Origin of the sequence: Bradyrhizobium cytisi (assembly GCF_008123515.1) — a bacterium.
In the GTDB taxonomy this organism is placed as follows: domain Bacteria; phylum Pseudomonadota; class Alphaproteobacteria; order Rhizobiales; family Xanthobacteraceae; genus Bradyrhizobium; species Bradyrhizobium cytisi.
Map to the genome: position 1 here is coordinate 14,408 of NZ_VSSR01000034.1, position 16,975 is coordinate 31,382.

General features: G+C 64.4%; 19 protein-coding genes. 9 read left to right on the plus strand and 10 right to left on the minus strand.

The annotated features are described in order from the left end of the window. Window positions 1–3: 3 nt before the first annotated feature. Window positions 4–942 carry an NAD(P)-dependent oxidoreductase gene (locus FXB38_RS21175; RefSeq protein ID WP_430640183.1) on the minus strand — a complete coding sequence of 313 codons (939 nt, stop codon included), beginning with the start codon at window positions 940–942 and terminating at the stop codon, window positions 4–6. Further along, window positions 939–1,679: a FadR/GntR family transcriptional regulator gene (locus FXB38_RS21180; protein WP_148752925.1), complete on the minus strand. Its 741-nt coding sequence runs from the start codon at window positions 1,677–1,679 to the stop codon at window positions 939–941. The genes FXB38_RS21175 and FXB38_RS21180 overlap by 4 nt, the downstream gene beginning before the upstream one ends. A 179-nt stretch (window positions 1,680–1,858) precedes the next feature. On the opposite strand from FXB38_RS21180, the gene FXB38_RS21185 reads away from it, so the two are divergent. The 3 genes from FXB38_RS21185 (at window position 1,859) to FXB38_RS21195 (ending at window position 3,536) form a co-directional block, all read left to right on the plus strand. Continuing rightward, window positions 1,859–2,167: a hypothetical protein gene (locus FXB38_RS21185; protein ID WP_148752926.1), complete on the plus strand. Its 309-nt coding sequence runs from the start codon at window positions 1,859–1,861 to the stop codon at window positions 2,165–2,167. A gap of 88 nt (window positions 2,168–2,255) precedes the next feature. Further along, window positions 2,256–2,624, plus strand: a complete 369-nt coding sequence (locus FXB38_RS21190; protein ID WP_148752927.1) for a GFA family protein — start codon at window positions 2,256–2,258, stop codon at window positions 2,622–2,624. 96 nt (window positions 2,625–2,720) lie between these two features. Next, complete coding sequence (locus FXB38_RS21195) at window positions 2,721–3,536, plus strand: SGNH/GDSL hydrolase family protein (RefSeq protein ID WP_148753039.1); 816 nt, start codon at window positions 2,721–2,723, stop codon at window positions 3,534–3,536. 114 nt (window positions 3,537–3,650) lie between these two features. Here the strand turns inward: FXB38_RS21195 and FXB38_RS21205 are convergent, their stop codons facing one another. Further along, on the minus strand, window positions 3,651–4,421 hold the full coding sequence (locus FXB38_RS21205; protein WP_148752928.1) for an exodeoxyribonuclease III: 771 nt from the start codon (window positions 4,419–4,421) through the stop codon (window positions 3,651–3,653). 41 nt (window positions 4,422–4,462) lie between these two features. On the opposite strand from FXB38_RS21205, the gene FXB38_RS21210 reads away from it, so the two are divergent. Beyond that, complete coding sequence (locus FXB38_RS21210) at window positions 4,463–4,681, plus strand: cysteine rich repeat-containing protein (RefSeq protein ID WP_148752929.1); 219 nt, start codon at window positions 4,463–4,465, stop codon at window positions 4,679–4,681. A 160-nt stretch (window positions 4,682–4,841) separates the two neighbouring features. Here the strand turns inward: FXB38_RS21210 and alr are convergent, their stop codons facing one another. The 3 genes from alr to FXB38_RS21230 all read right to left on the minus strand — a co-directional run bounded on the left by alr (window position 4,842) and on the right by FXB38_RS21230 (window position 9,693). Next, window positions 4,842–6,128: an alanine racemase gene (alr, locus tag FXB38_RS21215; RefSeq protein ID WP_187435032.1), complete on the minus strand. Its 1,287-nt coding sequence runs from the start codon at window positions 6,126–6,128 to the stop codon at window positions 4,842–4,844. 46 nt (window positions 6,129–6,174) lie between these two features. After that, on the minus strand, window positions 6,175–7,683 hold the full coding sequence (locus FXB38_RS21220; protein WP_148752931.1) for a replicative DNA helicase: 1,509 nt from the start codon (window positions 7,681–7,683) through the stop codon (window positions 6,175–6,177). 759 nt (window positions 7,684–8,442) lie between these two features. Further along, window positions 8,443–9,693 carry a cyclopropane fatty acid synthase gene (locus FXB38_RS21230; protein ID WP_187435033.1) on the minus strand — a complete coding sequence of 417 codons (1,251 nt, stop codon included), beginning with the start codon at window positions 9,691–9,693 and terminating at the stop codon, window positions 8,443–8,445. Window positions 9,694–9,970: 277 nt separating this feature from the next. On the opposite strand from FXB38_RS21230, the gene FXB38_RS21235 reads away from it, so the two are divergent. The 3 genes from FXB38_RS21235 (at window position 9,971) to FXB38_RS21245 (ending at window position 12,194) form a co-directional block, all read left to right on the plus strand. Beyond that, window positions 9,971–11,014 (plus strand): hypothetical protein, encoded by a 1,044-nt coding sequence (locus FXB38_RS21235; protein WP_187435034.1) that lies wholly within the window; start codon window positions 9,971–9,973, stop codon window positions 11,012–11,014. 104 nt (window positions 11,015–11,118) lie between these two features. Continuing rightward, window positions 11,119–11,730, plus strand: coding sequence for a TetR/AcrR family transcriptional regulator (locus FXB38_RS21240; protein WP_148752934.1), 612 nt, complete (start codon window positions 11,119–11,121; stop codon window positions 11,728–11,730). After that, window positions 11,727–12,194, plus strand: coding sequence for a PaaI family thioesterase (locus FXB38_RS21245; protein WP_148752935.1), 468 nt, complete (start codon window positions 11,727–11,729; stop codon window positions 12,192–12,194). The genes FXB38_RS21240 and FXB38_RS21245 overlap by 4 nt, the downstream gene beginning before the upstream one ends. 37 nt (window positions 12,195–12,231) lie before the next feature. On the opposite strand, the gene rplI is transcribed toward FXB38_RS21245, so the two are convergent. The 4 genes from rplI to rpsF form a co-directional block, all read right to left on the minus strand. After that, window positions 12,232–12,837: a 50S ribosomal protein L9 gene (gene rplI / locus FXB38_RS21250; protein ID WP_148752936.1), complete on the minus strand. Its 606-nt coding sequence runs from the start codon at window positions 12,835–12,837 to the stop codon at window positions 12,232–12,234. A 48-nt stretch (window positions 12,838–12,885) separates the two neighbouring features. After that, window positions 12,886–13,869, minus strand: a complete 984-nt coding sequence (locus FXB38_RS21255) for a DUF2232 domain-containing protein (protein ID WP_148752937.1) — start codon at window positions 13,867–13,869, stop codon at window positions 12,886–12,888. 128 nt (window positions 13,870–13,997) lie between these two features. After that, window positions 13,998–14,237 (minus strand): 30S ribosomal protein S18, encoded by a 240-nt coding sequence (gene rpsR, locus FXB38_RS21260; RefSeq protein ID WP_007592020.1) that lies wholly within the window; start codon window positions 14,235–14,237, stop codon window positions 13,998–14,000. 5 nt (window positions 14,238–14,242) lie between these two features. Then, window positions 14,243–14,743, minus strand: a complete 501-nt coding sequence (gene rpsF, locus FXB38_RS21265; RefSeq protein WP_148752938.1) for a 30S ribosomal protein S6 — start codon at window positions 14,741–14,743, stop codon at window positions 14,243–14,245. A 338-nt stretch (window positions 14,744–15,081) separates the two neighbouring features. Between rpsF and FXB38_RS21270 the strand changes: the two genes are divergently transcribed. Together FXB38_RS21270 and FXB38_RS21275 are read left to right on the plus strand one after the other, a co-directional pair. After that, window positions 15,082–15,792, plus strand: coding sequence for a TetR/AcrR family transcriptional regulator C-terminal domain-containing protein (locus FXB38_RS21270; RefSeq protein WP_148752939.1), 711 nt, complete (start codon window positions 15,082–15,084; stop codon window positions 15,790–15,792). After that, window positions 15,789–16,814, plus strand: a complete 1,026-nt coding sequence (locus FXB38_RS21275; RefSeq protein ID WP_148752940.1) for a fatty acid desaturase family protein — start codon at window positions 15,789–15,791, stop codon at window positions 16,812–16,814. Before FXB38_RS21270 ends, FXB38_RS21275 begins: the two co-directional genes overlap by 4 nt. The last annotated feature ends 161 nt before the right edge of the window (window positions 16,815–16,975 follow it).

Sequence of the window (16,975 nt, forward strand, 5' to 3'; positions counted from 1 at the left end):
GGGTCAACCCGTCACCTGGTTGGTCATGCGGTCGTAGACGCGAAACAGCGCCTGGTTGCCGTTGCTTCCTTCGCCGTGCGCGCGTGCATCGACATATTGGCTGGTGACCAGCGCGGTGCCGGGCAGGGGGACGTTCAGCGCCTGCGCATGCTCCTGCACCAGGCGGAGGTCCTTCAGCATCAGGTCGATGCGAAAGCCGGCGCCGGTATCGCCCGCGATCATGGACGGGCCGAGCTTGTCGAGCATCCAGGATGCAGCGGAGCCACCGAGCAGCACCCGGCGCAGCAGATCGAGATCGACGCCCGAGGCGCGCCCGAGCGCGAGCGCTTCGCAGATCGCCTGGATGTTGATGCCGCAGATGAGCTGATTGCAGAGTTTGACGGTCTGGCCGGCGCCGCTGGCGCCGGCATGCGTGATGGTGGTGCCCATCGCGCGGAAGAACGGTTCGGCCTTGGCAAAGGCGTCAGCCTCGCCGCCGGCCATGATCGAGAGCGCGGCGTTCTTGGCGCCCAGCGGCCCGCCGGAGACGGGCGCGTCGATGAAGCTCACGCCAACCTTTTGCAGGTCGGCATGGATGCGGCGCACGGCGACCGGTGAGATCGTGCTCATGTCGACGATCAGTTTGCCGGGCGGTGGTGATTTCAAAAGACCGTTCTCGCCGTAAACGGTCGCTTCGACGTGAGGCGTGTCGGGCAGCATCGTTATGACGATGTCGGCGCGCTGCGCGGCGTCTGCCGGAGTTCTCGCGCGGCTCGCGCCTTCCTTGACGATATCGGCCACAGCGGCTTCGTTGAGATCGAAGGCGCTGACCGTGTGGCCGGCCTTCAACAGGTTGCGCACCATCTCAAGGCCCATCGTCCCAACGCCGATGAAGCCGACGCTGCCCTTGTCATCCCGTCCCATGTTGCCCGTCCGTTTCTTGATTGGTCTGTTCGCGGTCAGCGCGAGGCGCTGGTCTTGTCCATGTCGCCGACGACGGCGCGCCGCCGGTATTCGTCGCCGATGGCAAAATGCTTGCGCAGCGTTGCATCTGCGCGCTCGGGATCGCGCGCGATGACTGCTTCGAAGATGCGGCGGTGGTCGTCGATCAGATAAGTCTTCATCGACGGGAAGGCCTGCACCAGCTCGCGGCGGCTGCGATGCGAATGCGTCAGCAGACCGGCCATCGAATTGTGCAGGACGGTCAGCGTTTCCGAGTGCGAGGACAGGACGATGGAACGATGGAATTCGAAGTCGGCCATGCCGCCGGCGTCCGCCTCGTCGATGGTCTCCTCGATCTTCGCAAGCGAGCGCTGGAGGCGCTCGAAATCGGCAATGTTGGCGCGCTCGCAGGCGAGCCGGATCGCCTGACACTCGATCGCGACGCGCGCCTGCATGACGTCGTCGACCATGTCCGCCTGCTGGGCGAGGGCGAAGGCGAAGAAGTCGTTGAGCACCGAGACGTCAGGCCGCGTCACCACGGTGCCGATGCGGTCGCGGATTTCGACGATGCCGAGCACGGTGAGAGCGCGCAGCGCCTCGCGGACGATGGGGCGGCTGACGCCGAGGAGGCTGGCGAGCTCGCGTTCGGAGATCAGGCGGTCGCCGGGCTTTAGCGAGCCTGCGAGCAGTTGCTCCCGCAAGAAGGCAAACACCTTCTCGAAGCCCTTTTCGCCTTCGGCGGCCCGCTTGAGTTCCATTCCCGTCTCGTCTTGAGCTGACCTTGGTTAGACCAGTAGGATGACCAGATCGCGACGTCAAGGGCATTGGTTAATCGCGCGTGTCGCAGGCACCCACAATGCGAGCGGGTCGCCGGCCTGATCCTTAGAATTTGAAGTGTATTGATCGGAGTGCTCGCCCAAAGAATTTGAGGTCCGCCATGCCCGATCACCATTGCTTCTCCGCCCTCGACCGCCATGCGGTGCTCGGCGGATCCGACAACGGCTTTCCCTGGTATGCCGGCGCGATGCTTGCGGTCGAGGCCAGCGAGGTGGTGCGGCTGCGCTGCGAGAGGCTCAGTCATGGCGACGAGGCGGCCGGGCAGGAGGCCGTGCTGATGGTGAGCGAGAAAATCGCTGCCGCTTTCGAAGCGTTTGCGAGCCTGCTTGCGGGCGCGACGCCGGCCTCGGTCGTCCAGCGCTATCGCGAGCACGTGGCCGCGAACGCCAAGCGGCTGTCCGCAAACTAGACCCTTCGACCGAGCGGCTCGCTGCTGACAGCATGTTGGCAGCAGTGGCGGGCTATGACCACCTCCTGACAAAGGGAGGATGCGGGACATGCCGATCGAGGCAAGCTGTCATTGCGGTGAGACGGTGTTCGAGGTGACAGAGGCGCCATCGAGCGTAACGTGTTGCACCTGTTCCCTCTGCGCCAAGCGAGGGGCGCTGTGGGCCTATTACAAGCCGGCGCAATTCCGACTGCTGTCACCGCCGGAGAACGTGGCGACCTACCTCTGGGGCAGCCGCACCGTCAAACATCATTTCTGCGCAAACTGTGGCTGCGGCACATACTCGGAATCGCCGGATTGGTCGACGGGCAAGCCCGATTTCGACAATCCCAAGGTCGGCGTCAATGCGCGCCTGTTCGACGATTTCGATCTCGAAGCGGTGCCGGTGAATGTGATCGACGGCAAGAACCTGTGGTAAGGGCGCAGTCCCGCGCATAGCTCCTGCACGATCGTCCTCTTGAGGCCGTCCAGGAAAGCTGATTTGTTTCCGGCCCAAGAAAAAGGGGAGGAAGCTATCATGCGTCTCTTTGCGCGAGTGATGCTCGCGATTTGTCTGGCCCTTGCAGCCGGCTTCGATGCGCAAGCGCAGACGAAGCCGAAGGTCACGACCCTCGGACCGGACTTTCCAAAGGCCGCGCTGTTCGTCGGCAACAGCTTCTTCTATTACAACAACGGCATGCCCGGGCATCTCTCCTTCATGGAGCGGGCTGCGGATGATGCCAACAAGGGTGCCTATCGCAACACCATGGCCACGATCGGCGGCTCCGGCCTCGACTGGCATGACATGGACAATCTGCTGCGGCCGGGCGGTCTCGGTGCTTATTCCTTCGACGACCAGAACGTTGTCGTCTTCAACAAGCCGGGCAAACAGTTCGATGCCGTCGTGATGATGGATTGCAGCCAATGTCCGATCCATCCGCAACTGAAGGACGCGTTCACGACCTTCGCCAGGAAGGACAGCGAGATTGTTCGCGGCCACGGCATGCGGCCGGTGCTGTTCATGTCCTGGGCCTATCTCGACAAGCCGGAAATGACGGAAGGGCTGGCCGAGGCCTATGCGATCGCCGGCAATACCAATGATATGCTGGTCATTCCCGCAGGCCTCGCGTTTGCGCGCGTGCGCAAGCTGCAGCCGGAGCTCAATCTCTATGCGCCGGACAAGCGGCATCCGAGTCCCGCCGGCACCTATCTCGCGGCCTGCGTGACGCTGGCCGCGCTGACCGGCCGCTCGCCGGTCGGCAATTCCTACACGATGGGGATCGATCAGGAGACGGTGCAATTGCTGCAGAAGGCGGCGTGGGACACGGTGCAGGATTATTACGGGCGGTGATCCACGGCGCTCGTTCGTAGGATGGGCAAAGCGAAGCGTGCCCACCAATATTTTATCGATATGGGATGGTGGGCACGGCGCAAGCGCGCCTTTGCCCACCCTACAGCACCTCGCTTATTTCAACACCACCCAGGCCGGAGCATGATCACTCGCACCATCCTCGCCACGAACCTTCTTGTCGACGCCGGCCTTTGCCAGGCGTGAGACGAGGGTAGGGCTGAGCAGCAGATGGTCGAGCCTGAGGCCCGCATCGCGCGGCCAGCGGTTTCGCTTGTAGTCCCAGAAGGTGTAGATGCGCTTGTCTCCGTGCAGCTCACGGATCGCATCGCACCAGCCTTGCTCGACAAGCGAGGCGAACGCCGCACGGCTTTTCGGCTGGATCAGCGCATCCTTGTCCCATGACCGCGTCGGATAGATGTCGATCTCATCAGGCGCAACGTTGAAGTCGCCAGCTAGCACGACGGGCAGCTCCTGCTTGATGAAGGTCTTGGCGTGGCGTCTCAGCCGCGCAAGCCAGTCCAGCTTGTAGTCGAACTTCGGCCCGGGCTGCGGATTGCCGTTCGGCAAGTAGATGCTGGTGACGATGACGCCGCGCACGGCAGCTTCGATGTAGCGCGCCTCGTGGTCGTCGGGCCGTCCCGACAGCCGGTCGCGCGTCAGCACCGGCTGGGCGTTGCGGGCGAGGATAGCGACACCGTTCCAGGTCTTCTGTCCGCGCCAGACTGCGCCGTAGCCGGCCTTTTCGATTGCCGCTGCCGGAAATTCGCCATCACTTGCCTTCAACTCCTGGAGTGCGACGACATCCGGCTTCGCCGCGCGCATCCATGCGAGCAGATTGGGCAGGCGGCGGTTGATGTTGTTGATGTTGAATGTCGCAATCTTCATGTAGAGCTGATCGCCTCGCACGTCCCGACACCGGAGATACAATGTCCAAGTTGAGCTTTGCCGCTATCGCATTCGTCGTCGCACTCTCCGGGGCCACTTCCGCACAATCGGCCGATCCGCGCGGCGCATGCAAGGCGGACTACGACAAATTCTGCTCCGGCATCGCGCCCGGCGGCGGCATCGTCGCCTGCCTCAACGGCAAGCGCGATCAGCTCAGCACGACCTGCAAGGCAGCGCTGGACAGCAGGAAGAAGAAGTAAGCACCCACTCTCGTGTCCCGGACGCGGTGCAGCGTGCAACGCTGCTCCGCAGAGCCGGGACCCAGAAAGCGACACGGTATGCTGTTGAGAGATGGGGCCCCGGATCTGCAGCGCACCGCCGAAGGAGCGCTGCGCTGCGTCCGGGGCACGGACGTGTGCTCTAGCTCGGCAGCGGCGGCGGGTTCGCCGGCTGCTCGACCGATGGCGGGGAGGGCGGCTGTTCGGCCGCCTGCGCGGGTTCGGGCTTTGCCAGCGGCTCCACGACATTGCCGCCCTTGTAGACGCGGGCGTAGCGGTGGCCGAGGCTGGTCAGCACCTCATAGCCGATCGTGCCGAAATGATGGGCGAGCTCGTCGACGGTGATGCCGTCGCCGAGCAGCGTCACCATGTGGCCGCGCCGTGCCGCGTTCGGCGGGAGGTCGGTGATGTCGATCGCGATCAGGTCCATGGAGATGCGACCCGCCACCGGGCAGCGCTTGCCGGCAACGATCACTTCGGCGCCGCGGGTGCCGTCATTGGAGCTGGCCGCGCGGAAATAGCCGTCGGCATAGCCGACCGCAATGATCGCGAGCTTGGTCGGTCGCCGCGCGGTCCAGGTGCCGCCATAGCCGACGCTTTCGCCGCGTTCGATAGTGCGGATCTGCACGATGCGCGCCTTGAGGTCGACGACCGGCTGCATCGGATTGTCGGCCTCCGGCGTCGGATTGACGCCGTAGAGCGCGGCGCCCGGCCGAACCAGATCGAACTGGAAGGGCGCCCCAAGGAAAATGCCTGACGAATTCGCAAGCGCCGCCGGCACGCCGGAGAATTCGCTGGCGATGCTGCGGAACGCCGCGAGCTGCTTGGCATTGACGGGGCTGTTGAGCTGCTCGGCCGAGACCAGATGGCTCATCACCAGCGTGATGCCATGATCGCCGGCATTGATGCGGGGGATGATGGCCTGCGCCTCCGCAAGCGTCAGCCCGAGCCGGTTCATGCCGGTGTCGATATGGATCGCGGCGCCGCCGGACCAGCCGGTGCGGCGGCAGAACACGTCCCATTCGGCGAGCTCGTTGAGGTCGCCGATCACGGGACGGCAGTTGATCTTGGCGTAGTGCTCGCCGGTGTTCTGGAAATAGCCGCCGAGCACATAGATCGTGGCGTCCGGTAGCGCCGCGCGGGCCGTGCGCGCCGTGCGCGCCTCCTCGATGGTGGCGACGAAGAAGGTCTTGCAGCCGGCCTTGTTCAGCGCCTGCGCGACCTGTGCGGTGCCGCAGCCGTAAGCGTCGGCCTTGATCACCGCCGAGCACTCGGCCGGCACGGCCGTCTTCTCGAGCTTGCGCCAGTTCGCGATGATGGCGTCGAGATCGACGGTGAGCACGCCGCCGTGGGCTGCGAGCGCGGCAGCCTGATTGGCCTCCGCGGAGAGAAGGCCGGATTGCGGGATCATGTTAGGGTCGGACGCCATTGTCATGGCGCCGTTTTACGCAAGAGCCAGGTCGGGTTCAAGGAACTCAGTAGTCGTTGCCGCTGCGAGCCGGCATCTGACTGTCAGGCGCGAGGTCGCTGAACCGCGTGACCGAGGCTTCGAACGCCAAATCGACGGTGCCGGTCGGGCCGTGGCGCTGCTTGCCGATGATGACTTCGGCCTTGCCGTACGCAAGGTCCATGTCCAGGCGCCATTTCTCGTGTTCGGGCGTGCCCGGGCGTGGCTCCTTCATCGCGAGGTAATATTCCTCGCGATAAACGAACAGCACGACGTCGGCGTCCTGCTCGATTGATCCGGATTCACGCAAGTCGGAGAGCTGCGGCCGCTTGTCCTCGCGGGATTCGACCTGACGCGACAGCTGCGACAGCGCGATTACGGGGACGTTGAGTTCCTTCGCCAGCGCCTTCAGACTGGTTGTGATCTCCGTGATTTCCTGCACGCGGTTTTCGCTCCGCTTACCGCTTCCGGACAGCAGCTGGATGTAGTCGATCACGAGCAGATCGAGGCCTTTCTGGCGCTTCAGCCGGCGCGCGCGCGCCATTAGCTGCGCGATCGACAGGCCGCCGGTCGCATCGACATAGAAGGGCAGCGACTGCAGCTCGATCGAGACGTCCCTGATCTTGTCGAAATCGGCTTCCGAGATGCCGCCGCGGCGGATGTGGGAGGAGGGAATGCCGGTGCGCTCGGCCACGATACGCGTGGCGAGCTGGTCGGCCGACATTTCGCAGGAGAAGAAGCCGATCACGCCGCCATTGGCGGCCTTCATGGTGCCGTCGGCCTGGAGCTCGCCGACATAGGCCTTGGCGACGTTGTAGGCGATGTTGGTCGCCAGCGACGTCTTGCCCATGCCCGGGCGTCCGGCCACGATGATGAGGTCGGAGTGCTGCAGGCCGCCCATCTTGGTGTCGAGGTCGCGCATACCCGTGGAGATGCCGGACAGCTTTCCGTCGCGCTGGAACGCCTTTGCCGCGAGATCGACTGCGACCGCCAACGCCTGCGAGAATTTCTGGAAGCCGCCGTCATACCGGCCGGACTCGGCGAGCTCGTAGAGCCGGCGCTCGGCGTCCTCGATCTGCGCCCGCGGCGCGAAATCGACCGGTGCGTCATAGGCGACATTGACCATGTCTTCGCCGATGCCGATGAGATCGCGGCGCAGCGCAAGATCATAGATGGTACGCCCATAGTCCTGGGCGTTGATGATGGTGGTCGCCTCGGCCGCGAGCCGCGCCAGATATTGTCCGATGGTCATGCCGCCGACATCGGTGTCGGCGGGCAGGAACGTCTTCAGCGTCACGGGCGTGGCGATCTTGCCCATCCGGATCAGGCTGCCGGCGGTCTCGAAGATGGTCTGGTGCAGCGGCTCGAAATAGTGCTTCGGCTCCAGGAAGTCGGAGACACGATAGAAGGCGTCATTGTTGACCAGAATCGCGCCCAGAAGGCTCTGTTCCGCCTCGATATTATGCGGCGCACTCCGATAAGCGGGAGTTCCGGGTTCGGGCGCGAGTTTGAGGACGTTCGAATCAGTCAGGGCCATGGTCGAGCGATAGCAATTTTCTGGGGCGGATGCGGGGCCGGGATAAAGCGCCGCCTCAGCTGAAAGCGGAAGCAAAAGCTGGTCGCTATCAACCGCTCAGTTAAAATGGTGGATGACTGGCAGCCCCGGCACGCGCCGCGCTTGACGGATTTTTGCGGAACTCGCCGCGTCCGGGGGCGGGTCATGGCCGCGCCACGGAAATATCCGGAATTCGTGAACCTAATGGATTGAGGTGCACACGTATTGAAGAGCGCGCGACAGGGCGCACTGGCGCTTCCAGCGCAGGTTCAGACCAGCAGGAGGTAGACCAGCGCCACCAGGGCCGCGCCGACGCCGGTGGCGATCAGGGCATAATCGGTTCGGAGGTCGTCCTGCACGTCGAATGAGGTTTGGGTCTCTTTGCTCATGGCGACGATCTAACCCAAGGACCGACCGGACTTATGTGAAGCAGATCACATCTCCCCGGGTTCTTTCGGGGTACCTCCGGAACAGGACTGGCGGGTAGGGAATTGTCTCCCGTAACCTGCCATCAGGGAGACGAGGCAAGCGATGCGGCCAGAACGGCAGCTAAAGGTTTGGCGAAGCGAGGCAGGCAGCCGGCTCTGGCTGTCCGGGCTCATCGCCGCCATGGAGCGTGCCGCGCAGCCGGACCAGCGGCGCCTGCCGGTCGCACCCGAAACTCTCGCGGCATTGCGCGCCCAGCTGGCGTTGCCGGCGTCTTTGCGGCTCTTCCCGAGTTCGACCTTACGTCATTAGAATTCATTCACCGGCGAGCTTCAGCTTCGGTCTGGCGCCGCCCTCAAGGGCGCGGAGCCGGGCTTCCTCGTGCGCGATATAGTCGCGGGTCATGGGGACCACACCCTGGCGCCTGGTAAGCTGGATCTGGAAGTTCATCATGCCCTGCTTGCGGAAGGTCATCTCGGAGGCCGCAAGATAAAACTCCCACATCAGCGCGAAGCGCTCGTCGTAGAGCTGCACGGCTTCCTCGCGCCGCGCCATGAAACGTTCCCGCCAGGCCTTCAGCGTCTCGGCGTAGTGCAGGCGCAGGATCTCGATGTCGCAGACCAGGAGCCCGGCGGCCTCGATTGCGGGCAGCGCTTCCGAGAGCGACGGGATGTAACCGCCGGGGAAGATGTATTTGGCGATCCAGGGATTGGTCGAATCCGGCCCTTGCGAACGGCCGATCGAGTGCAACAGCATGACGCCGTCCTCGCTGAGCAATTCGGCGCAGCGCCGGAAATACATGTCGTAGAATCCGGCTCCGACGTGTTCGAACATGCCGACCGAGACGATGCGGTCGAACGGGCCATCGACGTCGCGATAGTCCTGAAGCAGGAAGCGCGCCTGTCGCGTCAGACCTTTTTCGGCGGCGCGCGTGTTGGCAATCTGCAACTGCTCTGTCGATAGCGTCACTCCGGTCACCTCGGCGCCTGCGATCTCGGCAAGATAGAGGCCAAGTCCGCCCCAGCCAGAGCCGATATCGAGCACGCGCTGGCCGGGACTGACCAGCAGCTTTGCGGTGACGTGCCGCTTCTTGGCGAGTTGTGCGTCGTCGAGCGTGGCGTCCGGCGTCTCGAAATAGGCGCAGCTATATTGCTTGTCGGCGTCGAGGAAGAGCGAATAGAGCCGCGCATCGAGATCGTAGTGATGCGCGACATTCCTGCGCGCGCGTGCCCGCGGATTGAACTGTCTCAGATGTCGGACGAGATAACGCAGGTGCCACCAGGGTTTTGCCCAGTGCGGCAACAGGTCGGCTTGACCGAGCAGGATCGCGAGGGCATCGGCTATGCCGCCGCGCTCGACGACGAACTCGCCGTTCATAAAGGCCTCGCCAAGCCCGAGCTCGGGATTGATGAGGACTCTCCTTTGTGCGTCGGCAGTGACGAAGCGGATTTCAACCGGCTCGCCGGAACCGTCGCCGACGCTGAACTTCATCCCACCGGCCGTGGTCACTGTCATCGACCCGCGGCGGATGAACTGAGACAAGAATCTACGCAACAAGCGGTCCATCAACACCCCACCTATCGAGCGAACCCGAAAAGATGCGACTAGCCCGGCACCCATACTGACGCTTAGGGACCCGGTGCGGTTCCAATGCGTTCGCATCTAAACCTAGGCAGCCTGCGACCGTCCCACTAATGCGTTGTGTTCAAACCCGATATTCGAAAAACGCGTAATTGCATGCTTGATGAGCGCGCTTCCATTCGCAGCGCAATCGGCTAAAAGGTGACCGCCGCCGCGCCCGCACGCCGGCTGTATCTATCGGATTTCAATGGAGATGATGGGAATGTCGAGCCGAGCGCTCAGCCTCGCCACGGTGCTGTTTCTGATCGGCTTCGGCGCCTCCGATGCCATCTTGGCGCAGGCGACGAACCTCGAGGCCGGCAAGGCCCCATCCCAGATCTTCGCGCAGACCTGCAATGCCTGCCACAAGAGCCCGAGGGGTCTTTTGAAGACGGTTTCGGCAGGCTCGCTGCCGGGTTTCCTGCGTCAGCACTACACGACCAGCCCCGACATGGCCGGCGTGCTGGCCTCCTACCTCGTGTCTAACGGTGCGACCGACGCCCGCTACCAATCCAAGGATGGCAAGGACGGCAAGGACAAGAAGGACGGCGCCAAGGAGAAGGACGCCAACACCAACCCGGCCCAGGCGCCCGATCATCAGGGCCGCCGCCAGCGCTCGCAAGAAGCCGCCAAGCCGGAGGGCGAGGGCGCTAGCCCGGCGCCTGAGGGCCGTCAGAAGCGCGCGGCGCGGCCGAGCGAGGAGGGCGCCAAGGAAGGTGCCAAGGAAGGCGCCAAGCCCGAGGCCACCACCGAACAACCGCCCGAGGGCCGGAAAGGCAAGCGCATGGGCAAGCGCGGCAAGCCGCAGACCGACGACGCAGCCGCGCAGAAGGTTGAGCCGAAGGTCGATTCCAAAGCCGAGTCCAAGACCGAATCCAAGACCGAACCCCCGACTGAACCAAAGAGCGAGAGCGCCAAGGTCGATTCCGGGCGCGACGAGTCCAAGTCCGAGAGCGCCAAGCCGGCCGAGAAGCCGACAGAGGCCAAGCCGGAGAGCGCCAAGGTCGAGCCGCGCGCCGGCGAGACGCCGGCTCTGCGCCCCGATCCGGTGCCGCAGGTGACGCCGGCCCCGCCGGCGGCCGCCAAGCCGGCTGAACCGGCTGCGCCAAAGCCTGCGGAAGCGGCCGTCTCCAAACCGGCCGAGCTCGTGCCCAGCTCCGAACCGGCAGCCAAGCCGGCAGAGCCGGCACCGTCTGCGCCCGCTGCGGCGCCGTCACCTGCAGCCGCCGAGTCCTCCGGTCCGCCGGCGCCGCCGATCTCGCGATAAGCCGATCATCCCATCGATCTGCGAGGGCCGCGCCCACGACGGCCTTTGCGTTGTCTTGACTGCCACTAGAGTAGCACTCTAGAGTATCACTCTAGGAGGTGGCGATGCCATCCGGCGTTCGCGACGATCTATTGGCTGCGGGGCTCGCGGTGTTCGACCGGTCGGGCTTCGAGGGCGCGACGGTGGCCGCGATCCGCGCCAAGGCCCGTGCCTCCAACGGCAGCTTCTTTCATGTCTTCGGCTCCAAGAAGGAGCTCGCCGGCGCGCTGTTTCTGGAGGTGCTGCGGCACTATCACGCCGCGATGCTTGCCGCACTGGATCAAAGCGCCGATGCGGAGCAGGGCATCGATCGCCTGATCCGCGCCCATCTCGACTGGGTCGTGCTGAGCCACCGCGAGGCGCGCTATCTCTTCGAGATCTCGCGCAACGAGTGGGGTGAGGACGTCCGCGACGCCCAGCGCGCGCAGAATGCGCGGCTCGCGGAAGGCATCGGGCGCTGGCGCGCGCCGCTGGTCGCAAGCGGCGAGCTTCTGCCAATGACACCGGTGATGTTCGTCAGCCAGCTGATCGGCCCGGCACAGATCTTCTGCCGTGCCTTTCTGTCCGGACGCGATCGCGCCGATCCGCGCGGTGAGGCCGACACGCTGATCGCCTGCGCCATCCGTGCGCTGGTGCCGCCCGGCCGCCTCAACACCAGGCAAGGAGTGGCGACATGAGCAAAGAAGCTGATCCCGAGTTCACTCCGATTGCCGAGCGCATCCACGCCAATGTCGGCCGGCAGGGCTTTATGAAACTGGTCGGCGCCGAGCTCTCCGAATTGTCGCGGGGCGCTTGCACGATTGCGGTCGAGCGTCGGCCGGAGCTGTTGCAGCAGCATGGTTTCTTCCATGGCGGCGTCACCGCCTTTCTGGTCGACAATGCCACGACCATCGCGGCCGCGACCTCGCGTGGGCAGGCGGCCCTGACCGCGGAATACAAGCTCAATCTGCTGTCGCCAGCGATCGGCGACAAGCTGATCTGTCGTGCGAGGGTGATCAAACCGGGCCGTCAGGTCTCCGTGGTCGCGGCCGACGTGTTCTGCGTCAGCGATGGTGTCGAGAAGCACACGGCAACGGCACTCGCCTCGATCGCCATCCTGAGCGAGGATGTCGCGCCCAAAACGAAAAGCCCGGCTGCCTGAGGCAGCCGGGCTTCGTAAGCTAGCGCGAGCGCGAAGCTTACTTCTCGGTCTCTTCTGCAGCCGGAGCGGGCTCGGCGTCGTCGTGCTGAGCTTCCGGATCGAAGAACTCGCCGGCGGCGGCAATCGCCTCGGCGGCCGCGTCGCGGTCCTCGTTGCGGGTCGAGATGTCCTCGCCGCGGTTGATGCGCTCAGCCTCGTCCTGGCTGCGCGCAACCGTGACGGAAACCTCAACCTCGACCTCGGGATGAATGGCGACGGTGATGGTGTGCTTGCCGATGGTCTTGATCGGCGCGTCGAGCTGCACCTGCGGACGGTCGAGCGAAACGCCATCGGCTTCGAACGCCGTGACAACGTCACGCACCGTCACCGAGCCGAACAGCTGGCCGGCTTCGGAGGCCTGACGGATCACGATGATGTTCTTGCCCTGGACCTTCTCGGCAATCTTGGACGCCTCGCCCTTCGAGGCAAGGTTGCGAGCTTCGAGGTCGGCCTTCATGCCGTCGTACTTGGCGCGGTTGTCGGCGGTGGCGCGCAGCGCCTTGCCGCGCTTGAGCAGGAAATTGCGGGCATAGCCGTCGCGAACCTTCACGACTTCGCCCATCTGGCCGAGCTTGTTCACGCGTTCCAGCAAAATGACTTCCATATTCGTTCTCCTTTGAAGTGCTCTGGGTTTTCAGTTTTCAGGTTGGACTTAAGTCGTCGGCAATGGCGGCGGTTGCCGGTTGCGCAGGAAGCGCTCGCGGAAGCCGAACACGGCGTCCGCAAGCCCGAGGGCGGTCAGCAGGATGAGGCTCACGCTGAACATGAAGAGGATGGCGTAGGCGGAGGCGAGCCAAATTCCGCGATTGGCGAGGTCGCGCGTGATGGTATGCAGAACGGCAAGGCCGACCAGCGCATAGGCCATCATCACGACGGTCGTGACGACGACGGCGAGAATGCCGGTCATCCCGCTGAAGAAGCTGAAGGCAAGCGCGACACAGAGTGCCACCAGCGTCATCGGCGGCAAGCTCGTGCTGCTGAGGTCCGGCCAGGGCCGATGCAGCCGACCTGAAACAGCCGCGACCTTGGCGGCAAGCCAGAGATTCAAGGTCAGCGTCGCCATCTGCGATGCCGCGACCAGAACCGGAATGACTGCGACCATCAGGCCGACGCGAGGATCACTCTCCGTAACGGTCGTCTCGCTCACCATTGAAAGAATTTTGGCGAAGCCGCGGCGCATCGCATCGCTGATGGCCGATGCATCGCTGCCCAGCGAATACAGCGATCCCGCGGTCAGCAGCGTCGCCAGCGCCGCAATCCAGAGCAGGATGCGTCCAAGCGGATACCATTCGACCTGGACCGAAGCCGCATCCGAGCCCGCGGTGCCGCTTGCCGGTCTTCCCAGCGTCACGGGTCTTCCCAGCATGGCGAGATGGCCAAGCCACCAGGCCGGCAGCGCGAACGCGAAACCGTAACCGAGGGCGAGGGGCGGGCTGAGCGCGCCAGCGATGACGAGCGTCGCGACGATGCCACCAAGTGCACCGCAGAGCGGTCCCCAGGCGATCGCGGCGAGCATGAGCGGCAGCGGAGCGAGGTAAACCAGGACAAGCGAGATCAGTGCGCCCGACACAATCGAGGCGAACATCAGGGCCGACGCAGCGCCGGCGATCAGGGCTATCAGTCCAAATACCATCATCAGCTGTCCCGCTCCCTTCGAGCGGTTAGAGGCGTTTTGCCCCAACCATCGGCGACCGGACGACCCGGAAGCCTTATGAGTTCAGAAGGTCACGACCGGCGGCGCGATCGCCGCCGGTCGAATTTGTCTTAGCGAATGACGTAGGGCAGCAGGCCCAGGAACCGCGCGCGCTTGATGGCGCGGGCGAGCTCACGCTGCTTCTTCGCGGACACCGCGGTGATGCGGCTCGGCACGATCTTGCCGCGCTCGGAGACGTAACGCATCAGCAGCTTGGAGTCCTTGTAGTCGATCTTCGGCGCATTGGCTCCCGTGAACGGGCAGCTCTTGCGGCGGCGGAAAAACGGACGGCGTGCACCAGCTTCAGCCATTGGTCTTACTCCCCACCCGTCGTGGTTTCAGCTTCGTCGCGTGGACGGCGCGGGCCGCGATCGCCGCGGAAGCCGCCACCATCACGATCGCCACCACGGAAACCGCCTTCGCGGTCGCCACGGAAGCCGCCAGCTTCACGATCGCGGAAGCCGCCGCCACGGTCGTCACGCTCGCGATCGCGGTCAGCCTTGCGCATCATCGCGGACGGGCCTTCCTCGAGCTCTTCGACGCGGACGCTGAGATAGCGGATCACGTCTTCGCTGATACGCTCCTGGCGCTCGATCTCGGCGATCGCCGCGGAGGGCGCGTCGATGTTGAGCAGCACGAAATGCGCCTTGCGGTTCTTGTTCATGCGGTAAGTGAGGGAGCGAACGCCCCAATTCTCGGTCTTGGTGACCTTGCCGCCGAGACCCTCGACGATGCCGGTCATTTGCGCAGTCAGCTCTTCGACCTGCTGCGTGCTCGCGTCTTGGCGCGCGAGAAAAACATGCTCATAGAGAGCCATAGTCGTCCTTTCCTCGTGTTAGCGCATCGCCCGGCGTCAAGCCCTTAAGAGACCTTCGGAAAGGACTCTGGGATTAAGCTCAGAAGGCGGAAACACGGGACGACGGGCCGACTGGCCCTGCCACACCAAAATCAACGAATGATTTGCTGAGACCGTCCGTTCAGCTCCCGGCCGGGGTCTGCGGATGTGGGCGTTATACGGATTTTGGCCGGCTTGGCAAGGTTTGCGGCCGTGTTTTCGGCCCGGATCGTCCCGGTGAGGGGACTGGTCCTCCCACGCCACATCCGGCTTGATTTCTTTGTTTGTATGTCATACAAATATATGAGCAAGAGGATCCGATGGTGGAAAAGTCGGCCCAGGAGCCGTTTGAGGCGGCTGGCGATCCCAAACATGCCACGCGGGCGACGCGTTCGGCCGGGCGCAAGACGCGTTCCCTGCTGCTGGACGCCGCCAGCCCGCTGTTTCGGGAGCGGGGGCTGTCGGGCACCGCAATCACCGATATCGCCGCCGCAGCGGACGCGTTCCCGAGCCAGATCACCTATTACTTCCGCACCAAGGAGGCGCTGTTCGTCGAATGCGCCTGCCGCGATCTCCTGTATCTGGCGCGCGCGACCGAGCAGGCGGCGCTGAAGGCGCGCACACCGCGGGAATACACCCACGCGCTGGCCGAGACCGTGACGGCGAGCGATTCGATCGCCTTCTTCGCGGAGGCGTTGACGCTGACGCGGCGGCGACAGGATCTGGCGCCGCTGGTCGAGCGCACCATCGAACGCCTGCACAGCGAAGGCGCACGTGCTTATGCGGGCCAGGTCGCCCGTCATGGCTGGCGCTCGCTGCGCGCGCCCGACGAAAGCTCGCGGCGTTTCTGGGCCGTCGCCATCGGAATCATTCTCGAGGGCTACGCCATGGGCCGCTCGCCGGAGGCACTCTGCGAGGAGATGCTGCGCGTCCTCGGCGAGCAGGCGAAATCCACCGGCGAGACAGCGCGCCCGCGTCTCGTCGACGAGCGCGACACATCAAGCCATTCGAACGAGGAGGGCAGGTCATGACCGCGCTTCGCATGCGTGCCCGCGATTTCCTGACCGACGATCAACTGGCCGAGGTGCGCCGGCGCGTGACCTGGAAGGGCGTTGCGATGATCGCACACGCCTGGGCGCTCATCATTGCCGCGATCGCCTTGGTCGCGTGGTGGCCCAATCCGATCACTTATGTTCTCGCCGTCGCCATCATCGGCTCGCGCCAGCTCGGGCTCGCGATCCTCATGCATGACGGTGCGCATGGTTGCCTGTCCGCTGACGAGAAGACCAATCTGGCCCTGAGCCAGTGGCTCTGCGCCTATCCGCTCTTTGCCGAGACGCGCAGCTATCGGCGCTATCACTTGCAGCATCATGCACGCACCCAGCAGGAGGACGATCCTGATCTGGTGCTGTCGGCGCCGTTTCCAATCACCGGGCTGAGCTATCGCCGCAAGTTCATTCGCGACATCACCGGGCAGACCGGCTACCAGCAGCGCAAGGCGCAATTGCTCAACGCGCTCGGTCCGAAGGACTGGCAATGGCGGCAGCGCACCGCGCATTTCCGGGACAAGCTCGGCCCGCAATGCCTGGTCAACGCTGCGATGTTCGCAGCGTGCGCGGCGGCCGGCGTGTGGTGGGCCTACCCGCTGCTATGGCTGGTGCCGCTGGTGACCTGGATGATGGTCATCACCCGTATCCGTAACATCGCCGAGCACGCCGTGGTGCCCGACAGCAGCGATCCCCTGCGCAACACCCGCACCACGCATGCGAATTTTATCGAGCGCCTGTTCATTGCGCCATACTACGTGAACTACCACCTCGAGCATCATCTGCTGTTCTATGTGCCCTGTTACAATCTGCCGAAGGTGCATCGCCTGTTGAGCGAGAGCCGGCATGCCGAGCGGATGGAGGTGCAGCCGAACTACGCCGCAGTGCTGCGGCTCGCCACGGCCAAGCCGAACTGCGACGACCGGCCGGGGCAGTTGGTCAACAATGCACGCCGCGCGCAAGCAGGGGCAGCGGTCGATTCCAACCAGACCAATGGTGGATTCTAGGGGCCGCATCCCCAGTCGAATGCAGGCCGAAGTTCCTATCTTGGCTTGACATTCCAGCCCCGGACAGTGTCTACGGCCCCTTTCGGAGCACGGTCGGGAACCAAGGCTCGGGCCGGGCGTCATCGGCTGCCGGGTTCTCGAAGCACGCGGCTCGAGCGATC

Bases quoted from the DNA above. Each gene is read 5' to 3' on its own strand.
- FXB38_RS21180 (WP_148752925.1), bottom strand. From the start codon at position 1,679: ATGGAACTCAAGCGGGCCGCCGAAGGCGAAAAGGGCTTCGAGAAGGTG.
- FXB38_RS21185 (WP_148752926.1), top strand. From the start codon at position 1,859: ATGCCCGATCACCATTGCTTCTCCGCCCTCGACCGCCATGCGGTGCTC.
- FXB38_RS21190 (WP_148752927.1), top strand. From the start codon at position 2,256: ATGCCGATCGAGGCAAGCTGTCATTGCGGTGAGACGGTGTTCGAGGTG.
- FXB38_RS21205 (WP_148752928.1), bottom strand. From the start codon at position 4,421: ATGAAGATTGCGACATTCAACATCAACAACATCAACCGCCGCCTGCCC.
- FXB38_RS21210 (WP_148752929.1), top strand. From the start codon at position 4,463: ATGTCCAAGTTGAGCTTTGCCGCTATCGCATTCGTCGTCGCACTCTCC.
- alr (WP_187435032.1), bottom strand. From the start codon at position 6,128: ATGGCGTCCGACCCTAACATGATCCCGCAATCCGGCCTTCTCTCCGCG.
- FXB38_RS21220 (WP_148752931.1), bottom strand. From the start codon at position 7,683: ATGGCCCTGACTGATTCGAACGTCCTCAAACTCGCGCCCGAACCCGGA.
- FXB38_RS21230 (WP_187435033.1), bottom strand. From the start codon at position 9,693: ATGGACCGCTTGTTGCGTAGATTCTTGTCTCAGTTCATCCGCCGCGGG.
- FXB38_RS21235 (WP_187435034.1), top strand. From the start codon at position 9,971: ATGTCGAGCCGAGCGCTCAGCCTCGCCACGGTGCTGTTTCTGATCGGC.
- FXB38_RS21240 (WP_148752934.1), top strand. From the start codon at position 11,119: ATGCCATCCGGCGTTCGCGACGATCTATTGGCTGCGGGGCTCGCGGTG.
- FXB38_RS21245 (WP_148752935.1), top strand. From the start codon at position 11,727: ATGAGCAAAGAAGCTGATCCCGAGTTCACTCCGATTGCCGAGCGCATC.
- rplI (WP_148752936.1), bottom strand. From the start codon at position 12,837: ATGGAAGTCATTTTGCTGGAACGCGTGAACAAGCTCGGCCAGATGGGC.
- FXB38_RS21255 (WP_148752937.1), bottom strand. From the start codon at position 13,869: ATGATGGTATTTGGACTGATAGCCCTGATCGCCGGCGCTGCGTCGGCC.
- rpsR (WP_007592020.1), bottom strand. From the start codon at position 14,237: ATGGCTGAAGCTGGTGCACGCCGTCCGTTTTTCCGCCGCCGCAAGAGC.
- rpsF (WP_148752938.1), bottom strand. From the start codon at position 14,743: ATGGCTCTCTATGAGCATGTTTTTCTCGCGCGCCAAGACGCGAGCACG.
- FXB38_RS21270 (WP_148752939.1), top strand. From the start codon at position 15,082: ATGGTGGAAAAGTCGGCCCAGGAGCCGTTTGAGGCGGCTGGCGATCCC.
- FXB38_RS21275 (WP_148752940.1), top strand. From the start codon at position 15,789: ATGACCGCGCTTCGCATGCGTGCCCGCGATTTCCTGACCGACGATCAA.